The 12,322-nt window shown below is 46.3% G+C and carries 8 protein-coding genes and 4 pseudogenes; 6 read left to right on the top strand and 6 right to left on the bottom strand.

Annotated elements, in window-relative coordinates:
• Nucleotides 1-111: 111 nt before the first annotated feature.
• On the bottom strand, nucleotides 112-690 hold the full coding sequence (kefG, locus tag BLO31_RS19260) for a glutathione-regulated potassium-efflux system ancillary protein KefG (RefSeq protein WP_139159070.1): 579 nt from the start codon (nucleotides 688-690) through the stop codon (nucleotides 112-114).
• A 251-nt stretch (nucleotides 691-941) separates the two neighbouring features.
• Between kefG and BLO31_RS19255 the strand changes: the two are divergent.
• The 6 genes and pseudogenes from BLO31_RS19255 (at nucleotide 942) to crp (ending at nucleotide 6,427) form a co-directional block, all read left to right on the top strand.
• Nucleotides 942-2,860: pseudogene (locus BLO31_RS19255) on the top strand (ABC transporter ATP-binding protein).
• Nucleotides 2,857-3,342, top strand: a complete 486-nt coding sequence (locus BLO31_RS19250; protein ID WP_070970635.1) for a TIGR02444 family protein — start codon at nucleotides 2,857-2,859, stop codon at nucleotides 3,340-3,342. Before BLO31_RS19255 ends, BLO31_RS19250 begins: the two are co-directional and overlap by 4 nt.
• Nucleotides 3,339-4,312 (top strand): annotated as a pseudogene (locus BLO31_RS19245) (hydrolase). The gene BLO31_RS19250 and the pseudogene BLO31_RS19245 overlap by 4 nt, the downstream one beginning before the upstream one ends.
• A gap of 35 nt (nucleotides 4,313-4,347) precedes the next feature.
• Nucleotides 4,348-4,560, top strand: a complete 213-nt coding sequence (locus BLO31_RS19240; RefSeq protein ID WP_070970632.1) for a YheU family protein — start codon at nucleotides 4,348-4,350, stop codon at nucleotides 4,558-4,560.
• Between the two features lie 123 nt (nucleotides 4,561-4,683).
• Nucleotides 4,684-5,553 carry a phosphoribulokinase gene (locus tag BLO31_RS19235; protein WP_070970628.1) on the top strand — a complete coding sequence of 290 codons (870 nt, stop codon included), beginning with the start codon at nucleotides 4,684-4,686 and terminating at the stop codon, nucleotides 5,551-5,553.
• Between the two features lie 241 nt (nucleotides 5,554-5,794).
• Nucleotides 5,795-6,427: a cAMP-activated global transcriptional regulator CRP gene (gene crp / locus BLO31_RS19230; RefSeq protein ID WP_005597159.1), complete on the top strand. Its 633-nt coding sequence runs from the start codon at nucleotides 5,795-5,797 to the stop codon at nucleotides 6,425-6,427.
• Between the two features lie 63 nt (nucleotides 6,428-6,490).
• Here the strand turns inward: crp and BLO31_RS19225 are convergent, their stop codons facing one another.
• From BLO31_RS19225 to BLO31_RS19205, 5 genes and pseudogenes are all read right to left on the bottom strand, one after another.
• A complete protein-coding gene (locus tag BLO31_RS19225; RefSeq protein WP_070970625.1) occupies nucleotides 6,491-7,285 on the bottom strand; it encodes a DUF1338 domain-containing protein in 795 nt (264 codons plus the stop codon).
• A gap of 217 nt (nucleotides 7,286-7,502) precedes the next feature.
• Nucleotides 7,503-8,959 (bottom strand): annotated as a pseudogene (gene astD, locus BLO31_RS19220) (succinylglutamate-semialdehyde dehydrogenase).
• Nucleotides 8,960-8,971: 12 nt separating this feature from the next.
• Nucleotides 8,972-9,990, bottom strand: a pseudogene (gene astA / locus BLO31_RS19215) (arginine N-succinyltransferase).
• Nucleotides 9,991-10,122: 132 nt separating this feature from the next.
• Nucleotides 10,123-11,334, bottom strand: coding sequence for an aspartate aminotransferase family protein (locus BLO31_RS19210; RefSeq protein WP_070970622.1), 1,212 nt, complete (start codon nucleotides 11,332-11,334; stop codon nucleotides 10,123-10,125).
• A 389-nt stretch (nucleotides 11,335-11,723) separates the two neighbouring features.
• Nucleotides 11,724-12,302, bottom strand: a complete 579-nt coding sequence (locus BLO31_RS19205) for an aminodeoxychorismate/anthranilate synthase component II (RefSeq protein WP_070970652.1) — start codon at nucleotides 12,300-12,302, stop codon at nucleotides 11,724-11,726.
• Nucleotides 12,303-12,322 lie beyond the last annotated feature (20 nt).

The following is a 12,322-nucleotide window of genomic DNA, read 5'->3' as shown; positions in this document are numbered from 1 at the left end:
AATCACCACACCGGCGATCAAATAGCGAGAACGGAACCCAACCCCAAACGCTGGGCAAGAGGCACTGCTACCACCGCCGCGGTTAAGAAGATTAGGCTACTTTGCAAGAAGTCACTTTCCAATGCCATTGCACGCTCCTTGAATTAGGTCCTGCTGAGCATAAGGATCGTCTAACCAATCTCGATACTCTTGGGCGTGTTCTATCCTCTCTTGGTCCGAGATATTTCTAGACCAATAGAGCACCAATGGATCAATCCACTCCATTTGGCATAACGCAGCGGTTAGTTCAAAGGGCTGGAGAATTTCATCGAGAGGGTATTTGTTGTAGCCCTGCTTGCCGAACGCTTCTTCTTTACCTCCGGTCGTGATCACGCTGCGCCAATATTTGCCCTTTAGCGCGTCACCTTGACCAAATGCAAAGCCTTTCCCCAACACTCTATCTATCCACTCTTTAAGTAAGGCCGGGCAAGAATACATGTAAAGTGGGTGTTGAAAAACGACGATATCGTGAGCAAGTAATAAGTCATGCTCGCGTTTTACATCAATAAAAAAGTCTGGATACCGTCCATAAAGATCGTGCACGGTGACATGATCAAGGTTTTCTATCACCTTGATCATCTTCTGGTTTGCCACCGAAGCTTTCGGTTCTGGGTGGGCATAAAGTACTAGAATACGGGGTTTCGCTGACACGACCTAAGACATCCCTGAGCTTTTCTTTAATATTATTATATCTTAGTAACTTATCTCTGCCTGTTGAGAAACAGAGTTTAACGTTACGCAAATCATTCGTTATCAGAATGTTATATACCCAACTGGCCTTGAATTGCAATCTTCAAGGCTAACTTGCGTGTGTTCCTGACCTTCGACAACGCAATGATCGACTTTTAACCTCAATCCCAATACTATTCAGTCGACCACATTGAACAAGACAGTAAAACACTATGATCACCTTCTCCGATATCCAGTTGTTACGCGGCGGAAAACCTCTACTTGATGAAGCTTCGGCAACGATACATCCCGGCGACAAAGTTGGCTTGGTAGGCAAAAACGGTTGTGGTAAATCCACTTTGTTTGCCTTATCAAAAACGAGCTTTCTATTGACGCCGGCAACTTTAGTTCGCCTTCTCATTGGGAATTGGCGTGGGTGGCTCAAGAAACTCCAGCATTGGAGAGACCTGCTCTTGAGTACGTCATTGATGGTGACCGAGAATACCGCGATTTAGAACGTCAGCTACAAGAAGCCGAAGCGACCGACAACGGTACTAAAGTCGCTGAAATTCACGGACAGATCGAAACAATTGGTGGATACAGCATTCGCGCTAGAGCCGCAGAGCTATTAGATGGTTTGGGCTTTTCACAAGATCAAATGAGTTGGAATCTAACTCAGTTTTCTGGTGGTTGGAGAATGCGATTAAATTTGGCTCAAGCCCTATTGTGCCGTTCTGATTTGCTGCTGCTCGACGAACCGACCAACCACTTAGATTTGGATGCGGTTATGTGGCTAGAGCGTTGGCTGCAAAACTATCCGGGCACACTGGTACTCATTTCTCACGACCGCGATTTTCTTGACCCCATCGTAGGCCGAATCATTCATATTGAACATGAAAAGCTCAACGAGTACACGGGTAACTACTCGTCGTTCGAAGAACAAAGAGCGCAAAAACTCATTCTTCAACAAGCCATGTTCGATAAGCAGCAGAAGCAAATGTCCCATATGCAAAAATATATCGACCGCTTCCGCTACAAAGCCTCTAAGGCGAGACAGGCACAAAGCCGAATCAAAGCTCTTGAGCGTATGGAAAAAGTTTTGCCCGCTCAAGCAGACAACCCGTTTAGCTTTAACTTCCGTGACCCTGATAACTTACCCAATCCAATTATTATGATGGACGAGGTAAGTGCTGGTTATGGTGACAACCTTATTCTAGAAAAAATTCGCCTTAATTTAGTTCCGGGCAGTCGTATTGGCTTACTCGGCCGAAATGGTGCGGGTAAGTCCACTCTTATCAAACTGTTATCAAAAGAGCTAAACGCTCAAAGTGGTGATCTTACTTACTCTCAAGGGGTCAAAATAGGCTATTTTGCCCAGCATCAACTAGAAACTCTGCACCCCGAAGAAACACCTCTTCAGCACATGATGCAAATCGCACCGGATCAGACCGAGCAACAACTGCGCGACTATTTGGGTAGCTTTGGATTTAAAGGCGATAAAGCACTAGACAAAGTTGCTCCTTTTTCTGGAGGTGAAAAGGCTCGACTCGTATTGGCACTGATTGTGTGGCAAAAGCCTAACCTGTTACTCCTCGATGAGCCGACTAACCACCTTGATTTGGATATGCGCCAAGCGTTGACCTTAGCGTTGCAGACCTTTGAAGGAGCCATGGTTATCGTCAGTCACGACCGTTACCTTCTGCGAGCGACAACGGACGACTTGTATCTCGTTCACGACCGACAAGTCGCGCCTTTTGATGGTGACCTCAACGACTACTACAAGTGGTTAACTGACTTGCAAAAGCAAGAACGCAAAGACGCTCAACCTGAAAACATAGAAAAGAGTTCCAACAGCGCAGCGGCTAAAAAAGAGCAAAAGCGACGCGAAGCAGAATTTCGCAAAGTGACGGCACCAATTCGCAAAAACCTGACAAACCTAGAGAAGAAAATGGATAAGTTAGGTGAATCATTGGCTGAAGCAGAAACACAATTGTCTGATAACTCTCTGTATGAGGCCGAGAATAAAGCTAAACTTAATCAGGTACTCTCTATTCAGGCCACCAGTAAAGCCGAACTGGAAGAGGTTGAGATGGAATGGATGAGCCTTCAGGAAGAACTGGAACAAATGGAAAAGGAGTTCAACAATCCATGACTGCAGAGCGCGCTACAATTTCCCTTACCCTAGAAAGACTCTGGCAATTCAGTTTGCAGTATTACAGTGTGCGGGAAGTTAAAGAAGCGTGCTTAAGCTTGCAAAACCATTTTGGTGGCAACGTCAACTTGCTCTTGCTTCTAAAATGGTTGGACGAGCAACAAGTTAGTTTCGGCGAAGAAGATTGGCACCGAGTCGAAGCCTGTCTTGGTCGCTCTGAAACCCTTCTCCACAGCTATAGAGAGCTCAGGCGGAAACTCAAACGCAATCTGCCTGATACCCTCTACAGAGAAGCACTGCAATTTGAACTCTTGTTAGAAAAACAGCAGCAATCTGATCTGGTCGATTGTATCAATAGTATTAGACTTATAAATAATCGTGATTTACCCCTGACGCTTATTTATTGTCGACAACTGGGCGGTGAACACTTGCACGATGTGTTTTCAAAACCAGTAGAACCTACATCCAGTGACTCTCTATGACACAATTTACTCCAGCAGCGGGGTTGAGTAACCCTCACCTGCAAACTCTCGCTCCGCGATTTATTCGCAAAAAAGCCCTGTTTGAACCAGTTTGGCAAACACTTCACACCCGTGATGATGATTTCTTAGACTTGGCTTGGAGCGAAGACTGGCAGGGAGAAACAGCACAGAATAAACCACTGTTTATTCTTTTCCACGGATTAGAAGGCTGTTTTTACAGCCCATATGCCAATGGCTTGATGCACGCCTTTGCACGTGACGGCTGGCTATCTGTCATGATGCATTTTCGCGGTTGCAGTGGTAAACCCAACAAGCAGGCTCGCGCGTACCACTCTGGAGAAACCGAAGACGCGAGACTGTTTTTAGAGCATATCAACCAGCTTTTTCCCAACTCACCGAAAGTGGCAGTGGGGATTTCTCTTGGGGGTAATATGCTCGCCAATTACCTTGCCCAGCATGCAGAATCTCCATTGATAGATGCGGCAACCATAGTTTCTGCGCCTTTGGATTTATCCGCGTGTTCAGAACGTATAGAGCAAGGGTTCTCCAAGGTCTACAAAACCTATTTGCTCAACTCTCTCAAGCGCAATGCGCTGCGCAAACATCACCTCATCAAAGGGGAGCTCGATGTGAGCTATCAGAGCATTAAAAGAGTGACCAAGCTTTACGACTTTGATGACCTTATTACTGCGCCTTTGCACGGGTTCAAAGATGCCAACGACTATTATCAGCGTTGCTCCGGTATTCATCGCTTAAAAGAGATACGACTGCCACCCAGATTATTCACGCTAAAGACGACCCCTTTATGACCGATGCCGTCATTCCAAAATTTGTTCTACCTGAAAACATCGATTATCGACTGTTAGATCAGGGAGGACATGTCGGTTTTGTCACTGGCAGTACTTTAAAGCCAACTTTTTGGCTCGAAGAGATGCTTCCGGCTTACTACCAAAGCTTAAAATCGGCATAATTAGGCCCACTCTTCTTAAATAATTAAAAACCATTATGATTGTACCTTGGCAGCAGATTTCTCCCGACACTCTAGACAACTTAATACGCGAATTTGTGCTTCGCGAAGGCACTGATTACGGCACGACCGAAATATCTCTTGATGACAAGATTGATCAAGTAAAGCTACAACTAGAAAGGGGCGAGGCCGTCGTCGTCTTCTCGGAACTCCATGAAACCGTTGATATCCAGTTAAAAAACAAATTTTAACACTTCCCATATAGAGAATGGAGTGCGGTGACAGGAGTGCAAGACGTGCTATAGTGTCTTTTCGACTTAAGCGCACTATCCGTTCGCTTAATACAGGAATGGTTTAATCAGACAAGGTTTGTCATGTCAGCAAAGCATCCCATAATTGCGGTTACTGGTTCTTCCGGTGCCGGAACGACAACAACATCAGAAGCCTTTCGCAAGATGTTCAACATGATGAACATTCGCCCTGCGTGGGTAGAGGGCGACAGTTTCCACCGCTTTACTCGCCCAGAAATGGACGTTGAGATCCGCAAAGCCCGCGAACAAGGCCGTCACATTAGTTATTTTGGTCCACAAGCTAACGACTTTGGCGCTTTGGAAGAGTTTTTCAAAAAGTACGGTAATGAAGGCATAGGCCAAGTGCGTCGCTATCTGCACACATTTGACGAGGCAGTACCCTATAACCAGATGCCCGGCACTTTTACCCCATGGCAAGACCTCCCCGAAAATTCAGATGTGCTTTTTTACGAAGGCTTACACGGTGGTGTTGTTGATGGTGACATCAACGTGGCTCAGCACGTCGATCTACTGATTGGCATGGTTCCAATCGTAAACTTAGAGTGGATTCAAAAATTTGTTCGCGATACTCGCGATAGAGGGCACTCTCGTGAAGCCGTAATGGACTCCATCGTGCGTTCGATGGATGACTACTTAAACTACATTACACCGCAGTTCTCACGTACACACATCAACTTTCAGCGCGTTCCCACGGTGGATACTTCAAACCCACTAAATGCAAAGGGGATCCCTAGCCTAGATGAGAGCTTTGTTGTTATACGCCTACGCGGTATTAAAAACGTTGATTATCCATACCTTCTGGCAATGATAGATGGGTCATTTATGTCCCGTCACAACACGATTGTTGTGCCCGGTGGCAAGATGAGTTTTGCGATGGAACTGATCGTTAGACCGATACTACAACAACTGATCGAAACCGGAAAAATTGGTTAAATTCTCGGGGTAGTACAAGATTACTTTCCATAGCGTGATAATGTGCACATTTTTGCGTAAAAAATAGCACTCTACACCCGATTAAAATCAAGAAATCGTTTCCGAAAAAGGATACTATTTCTAACCGAAACACAAGATGGCTTGCAGCATTTTAAAAGTGCTCTTATCCTAGTAAGCCAATTTAAGGCTTAGCTAAAATATGGAAAGTGGCAAGCGTACCCTGCAGAGGAAGTGAGATATTATGGTTCTAGGTAAACCTCAAACCGATCCAACACTAGAGTGGTTTCTTTCACACTGTCATATTCATAAGTACCCATCAAAAAGCACGCTAATTCACGCGGGCGAAAAAGCAGAAACGCTTTACTACATTGTAAAAGGTTCTGTCGCTGTACTTATCAAAGATGAAGAAGGCAAGGAGATGATCCTGTCTTACCTAAACCAAGGTGACTTCATCGGTGAACTTGGTCTATTCGAAGAAGACCAAGAACGTACCGCTTGGGTTCGTGCTAAATCTCCATGTGAAGTGGCTGAGATTTCGTTCAAGAAATTCCGCCAGTTGATTCAGGTTAACCCTGATATCCTGATGCGCCTATCTTCACAAATGGCACGCCGTCTACAAGTAACCAGCCAAAAAGTTGGTGACCTTGCGTTCTTGGACGTAACTGGCCGTATCGCTCAGACACTTCTGAACCTAGCGAAACAACCAGATGCGATGACTCACCCTGATGGCATGCAAATCAAGATCACTCGTCAAGAGATCGGTCAGATTGTTGGCTGTTCACGTGAGACTGTTGGTCGTATCCTGAAGATGCTAGAAGAGCAGAATCTAATTTCTGCACACGGTAAAACTATCGTGGTATACGGTACTCGTTAATCCTTTAAGGATAACCTATTTAAAAGCCACCCTTGAGGTGGCTTTTGTTTATCTGTAAATCAGCTATTTACTATCGGTGCTTTCGAATATCTTGTCAGCAGAGGCCGCGACAAATCCCGGGTACAACTCCCCGTTAGACTGAGGGTATCGCTTGGCGAATTCGTAGAACCCACCGGGAATCGACGCCTTAGTGTCAGAAAAATCGACACTCACTTTGTCCGCCATTGTTGAAGACTGTTCTAGTAATACATCTGGAGAGCCTTTTACTTCCCCACCGGCTTCGTTGATGGTAAACCCATTTTGTCTCAGGTGTTCATTCACCGCTTTAACCTCATCAAATGCCTTAAGTTGGTTAACACTAACGGTAAAGTGATTGGCACCAAATCCGTGGGCCGCAAGCCAACCAGCGTACTCGCTCTCTTTGGCTAAGGTTTTGTAATCTTGATAGCTTAACTCCCACTGTCGGCCACTGAAAAGGAACGTGTCACCTGTCATCTGCTGAGCATGCACCTGTGCCGCTAGTTTACCGACGATATCTTGCAGCTCTGGCGAGCACTCGTCCACTTTTAGCTCACTAATAAACACCTTAGGCTGTTTGGGGTCGGGGTGCTCAAAATGCTTCGCCACTAGCTTCTTACTTTCGAACACATAGTCGCCACACGCTTTGTACCCTAAATTGATAAAGGGTATCGCGAGTACGTCTAGCCCGATTGGAGCGAGGTTAAACGTCCGCAGGGCAATATGGTCATTAATCAGTGCTTCATCTTCTTCGAGCAATTGATGGACTTTAGCCGCAGAGGGACACAAGCGATGAATATAGTCTTCCCACAGGGATTGGAATAGAGTATCTGGCGTCATAGCGCCTCCTTGACAGGGTCTCTGTGACCTTTCGATACTAGCTTGAACAAGTCAGCAGATGAATGTTATTGGAAAAAGAGGCTACCTAATCTCTTAGATAGCCTTCAACCTGTGACGATATGGCTCATAGCCCTTAGATACTAGGATATGAGCAAGGGCTGGGGTGTTTTTCACGCCCTATTTTTATTATGGCGTCGCACTGAATGCGACGATTTTTCTATATTTTGACACCCGGTGATAGCGTGGCCGGAAGTAGGGTTTCATCACCTTCCATTGATGCCATTGGGTAAGCGCAATAATCCGCCGCATAGTATGCGCTTGGACGCAAGTTGCCCGAAGCACCGGGACCACCGAATGGCGCATCACCGCTGGCACCTGTCAGTTGGCGGTTGCGATTTACAATACCCGCACGTATATGATCAACAAAGTACTCCCATTCGCGATCATCAGTCGACACCAGGCCAGCAGATAACCCAAATCGGGTATCGTTAGCTAGCTCAACGGCACTCTCTAGTCCTTTGTATCTCACTACTTGAAGTAGCGGTCCGAAATACTCTTCATCAGGCAAAGATTCAATCGCAGTGACATCAATAATACCTGGCGTCACGAATGCCGCTTGTCCGGCTTTCGCTTCTAGCAGGCTCACTCCACCAAGGCTGTTTAAATTTTCTTGAGCGCGAAGGATAAAGTCGGCTGCCGCTTTAGAGATTTGGGGGCCCATAAAAGGAGCGGGCTCTGCAAATGGCTGATCCACCACAATGTCATCCGTCGCTTTTACCAGTTTACTAATCAATTGATCACCGCTCTGCCCCACTGGAACATAAAGGCGTCTTGCACAAGTACAGCGCTGGCCAGCACTGATAAACGCCGACTGAATAATGGTGTAAACCGTCGCATCTAAATCGCCGTATTGTTCAGAGATCACCATAGGGTTATTTCCGCCCATTTCGAGGGCGAGCATCTTATCCGGCTGACCGGCAAATTGCTTGTGTAAGATATGACCCGTATTGGCACTGCCGGTGAAAAGAATGCCATCTATCCCTTTAGCATCTGCAAGCGCAACTCCCGTTTCCTTGGCGCCTTGAACAAGGTTAATTACACCTTGGGGTAGACCGGCTTCTTCCCACAACTTCATCGCCAACTCCCCTGTCATTGGAGTCTGCTCAGACGGCTTAAATACCACGGTATTTCCAGCAAGTAGTGCAGGAACAATATGACCGTTGGGTAAATGCCCTGGGAAGTTATAGGGTCCAAACACCGCCATAACGCCTAACGGGCGGTGACGCAGAACAATTTGGTTCCCTGCAGCTTCACGAGTCGCTTCGCCCGTGCGTTCGTGATAGGCGCGGATAGAGATACCAATTTTACCTGCCATCGCTCCCGCTTCGGTACGGGTTTCCCACAATGGTTTGCCCGTCTCTTTTGCAATCGTCTCGGCGATAAGCTCACTGTTTTGTTTCACTTTTTCAGCAAACGCCAAAACGATGCTTTCTCGCTGTTCGAAGCTAAGTTTCTTCCAACTGATAAACGCCCTGCGCGCCGCTTTTACCGCTTGCTCGACTTGTTCAGGCGTCGCACTGCTCCCTTCCCAAATTACTTCGTTGTTATAAGGCTAATCGACTGCATTTGGTCACCTTGTCCGGCAACCCAGTCCCCTGCAATCCAATGTGTCATAGAAAATCCTTACTACTGAGCCGCCATGCGGACAAAATCACCTTCTTTCACCTGAATCGCTTTAGCCACGTCAGGGGTAATAATCACTGAATCCGTTTTTTTGTCGTAAGCCGCCTTTGCCGCTACGGCACGGAAATTTTCGAACGATGTATTGGCTATCAAATAGTGCACCTCATTGCAGTGCTCTGCGATTGTGACTTTGGCTCGGAACGAGTGGCGCACCGTTTCGATGTTTCGCAAATCACATTCGACAGTCGGACCTCCATCAAAAATGTCCACGTATCGCGACAGGTAAAGCCTTCGTTTTCCAATAGCTTGAGGGCGGGCTTGGTATTGTCATGTACTTTGCCAATAACTTGCTGAGCTTCTTTGCTCAAAAGGTTGACATAGATGGGTAGCTTGGGCATCAAATCGGCAATAAAGCCCTTTTTACCAATCCCAGTGAGATAATCTGCCATCGTAAAATCAATGGAGAAAAAGTGCTCTTGCAGCCACTGCCAAAATGGCGAGTTGCCCTCGTCATCAGAAACGCCGCGCATCTCTGCAAAAATTGTCTTTGAAAATCGGTGAGGATGCTCTGCCATCATTAGGAAGCGGCACTTAGACATAAGGCGACCGTTTAATCCACCGCGAAATGTCGGACGTAGGAACAAAGTGCAAATCTCGCTACAACCCGTGTAGTTATTACCAAAGGTCAATAGCTTCACCACATTGTTAACACCGAGTTTTGGCGATGAGTGTACGATTGTGCTGATGTGGTATGAGTAAAAGGGTACATCCCAACCAATTGCGGCCTCGATACCAGTGCAGCCAGCGACTTCACCAGTTTCACTATCAAAGCCAACCATTAAGTAACCTTCATCCCCAGCCTGTGAAACGTCTGGTTTTGCGAAGCTATATTCAGAGTGTTGAATGCGATCGGTCAACAATTTTTCGTTAACCGGAAGAGATGTAAATCCGTGACCTGACTCCACCGCGCAGGTGTGTAGGGCGTCGTAATCCGACATTGCAATAGGGCGAACAACCAGCATCGATACTCCCTCCTGATGCTAAAAGAGCCCCAAAACCCAACCGGGGCTCTTAATACCCTAGCCTAAAGCTCTCGTTAGAATCGCATTGTGTCCATCACAATGCTTCAGCTATATCGGCTATAGGTATTATGTTTAAACCAGAGAAGCGATTGCCTTATCCAGTCTTGCCAATCCTTCTTCTATCTCTTGTTTCGAAATGACCAATGATGGAGTGAAACGAACCACGTTAGCACCGGCGATAAGCACCATCAGTCCCTGTTTTCCAGCAGCGACAAGTACATCACGTGCACGCCCTTGCCACTCCTCGTTCAGTGCTGCTCCAAGTAACAAACCTTGACCGCGAATTTCACTGAACAACTGGTATTTATCATTAATTTTAGCCAAACCTTCGCGGAATAGGGCTTCGCGCTCTTTTACACCCGCTAAGGTTTCTGGCTGACTTACAACGTCAACCACAGCCTCTGCTACCGCACACGCTAATGGATTACCACCATAAGTAGAGCCGTGCGTTCCGATTTTTAGGTGTTGAGCCAGCTCAGTTGTAGTCAACATAGCGCCAATAGGGAATCCACCGCCTAAAGATTTCGCCGTGCTAAGAATATCTGGTGTGACACCAAGGCCTTGGTAAGCATAGAAATGACCAGTACGACCATTACCTGTTTGTACTTCGTCGAAGATTAGCAGAGCCTTGTGTTGGTCACATAGATCTCGTACCGCTTGCGCAAATTCAGGCGTAGGTGGAATAATCCCGCCTTCCCCTTGAAGAGGCTCCATCATTACTGCACAAGTACGATCTGAGAAATGAGCTTTAAGGGCGTCTACATCGTTGTATGGAAGGTGAGTTACGTCGCCCGGCTTAGGGCCAAAGCCATCGGAATAAGCGGCTTGCCCACCAACGGTTACCGTGAAGAAGGTACGACCGTGAAAACCCTGTTTAAAAGCGATGATTTCTGATTTTTCTTCACCGTGTGTATCTGCCGCATAACGGCGCGCGAGTTTCAGCGCAGCCTCGTTTGCTTCTGCACCTGAGTTGGCAAAGAAAACCTTGTCTGCAAAGCTAAGCTCGGTTAGCTTTTTCGCTAAGCGAAGTGCTGGCTCGTTCGTCAACACATTGCTAAGGTGCCAGATTTTATTTCCCTGCTCCGTTAGCGCATTGACCATTGCTGGGTGACAGTGGCCTAAACAACTCACTGCAATACCACCAGCAAAGTCGATATATTCGTTGCCACCTTGATCCCAAACTCGCGAGCCTTCGCCTTTCACTGGGATCATTTCCATTGGGTTATAACAAGGTACCATCACCTCATCGAATAAACCGCGCTCTACTTTCGTTTCCACTGTCATTGCACATTCCCTCTCGATACCGCATGCCTAGCAGATAAGCGTGTGACTTCCATTCAATTGAAAGCATATAATCTTTCACGATATTGCTTATTCGGCATTGTATTTACAATTAATTAACCATTTCAATAGTGATTTATTCTTTTTACTCACTTAGCAAATCACTAACTCTCAACAAGTGTGACTATTTATGCACCAAGTTACGCCTTTTATGAAGCAATATTTCCTAATGAGTACTATAAGCACTGATAAACCGTACATTAGCAGGTCTAAAATTGAGAGCAGTGAATAGTATTGCGAATAGTTTTGCAGCGACAAAACTGGGGGAATTGTATGAAAGAAATGTTAAAAAAGGTGACCTAAGTCAGGTGGCGATAGTGCTGACAATCGAGCTATCGGCGTAAAAAATTTGCTAACAGCTCATGCCCTTGCTCTGTTTTTATCGATTCGGGGTGAAACTGCACGGCCTCAATCGCCAAGGTTTTATGCTGAAACCCCATAATTTCATCCATCTCACCGTGCTGTTTTTCGGTCCAAGCCGTTAACTCAAAGCACTCTGGAAGCGAATCAGCCTGAACCACTAGCGAGTGGTAACGAGTCACTGTCAGTGGGTTGTTTAACCCTTTAAAAACGCTTCTGCCATTGTGACGAATTGGAGAGGTTTTTCCATGCATGACTTCGCGGGCTCGAATCACTTTGCCACCAAAGACCTGTGCGATTGCTTGATGTCCCAAGCAAACACCCAATATCGGCAGCTTACCGGCAAAGTGTTGAATGGCTTGTAAAGAGATGCCCGCTTCGTTTGGCGTACAAGGCCCAGGGGAAATAACCAGATGAGATGGTCCCAATGCTTCTATGCCTTCAATGTCTATCTCATCATTACGCACAACTTTAACCTCTGTACCTAACTCGCAAAAGTACTGATAAAGGTTATAGGTAAACGAGTCATAATTATCGATGATTAGTAGCATGCTGCGCTCTGAAAGATCCA

This window comes from Vibrio sonorensis (assembly GCF_001854765.1).
Lineage (GTDB): Bacteria > Pseudomonadota > Gammaproteobacteria > Enterobacterales > Vibrionaceae > Vibrio > Vibrio sonorensis.
Note: the sequence above shows the minus strand (reverse complement) of the source record. Positions and strands in the feature narration are given on the sequence as shown.

Coding starts and splice junctions, on each gene's coding strand:
- BLO31_RS19250 (WP_070970635.1), top strand. CDS start 2,857: ATGACTGCAGAGCGCGCTACAATTTCCCTTACCCTAGAAAGACTCTGG.
- BLO31_RS19240 (WP_070970632.1), top strand. CDS start 4,348: ATGATTGTACCTTGGCAGCAGATTTCTCCCGACACTCTAGACAACTTA.
- BLO31_RS19235 (WP_070970628.1), top strand. CDS start 4,684: ATGTCAGCAAAGCATCCCATAATTGCGGTTACTGGTTCTTCCGGTGCC.
- crp (WP_005597159.1), top strand. CDS start 5,795: ATGGTTCTAGGTAAACCTCAAACCGATCCAACACTAGAGTGGTTTCTT.
- BLO31_RS19225 (WP_070970625.1), bottom strand. CDS start 7,285: ATGACGCCAGATACTCTATTCCAATCCCTGTGGGAAGACTATATTCAT.
- BLO31_RS19210 (WP_070970622.1), bottom strand. CDS start 11,334: ATGACAGTGGAAACGAAAGTAGAGCGCGGTTTATTCGATGAGGTGATG.
- BLO31_RS19205 (WP_070970652.1), bottom strand. CDS start 12,302: ATGCTACTAATCATCGATAATTATGACTCGTTTACCTATAACCTTTAT.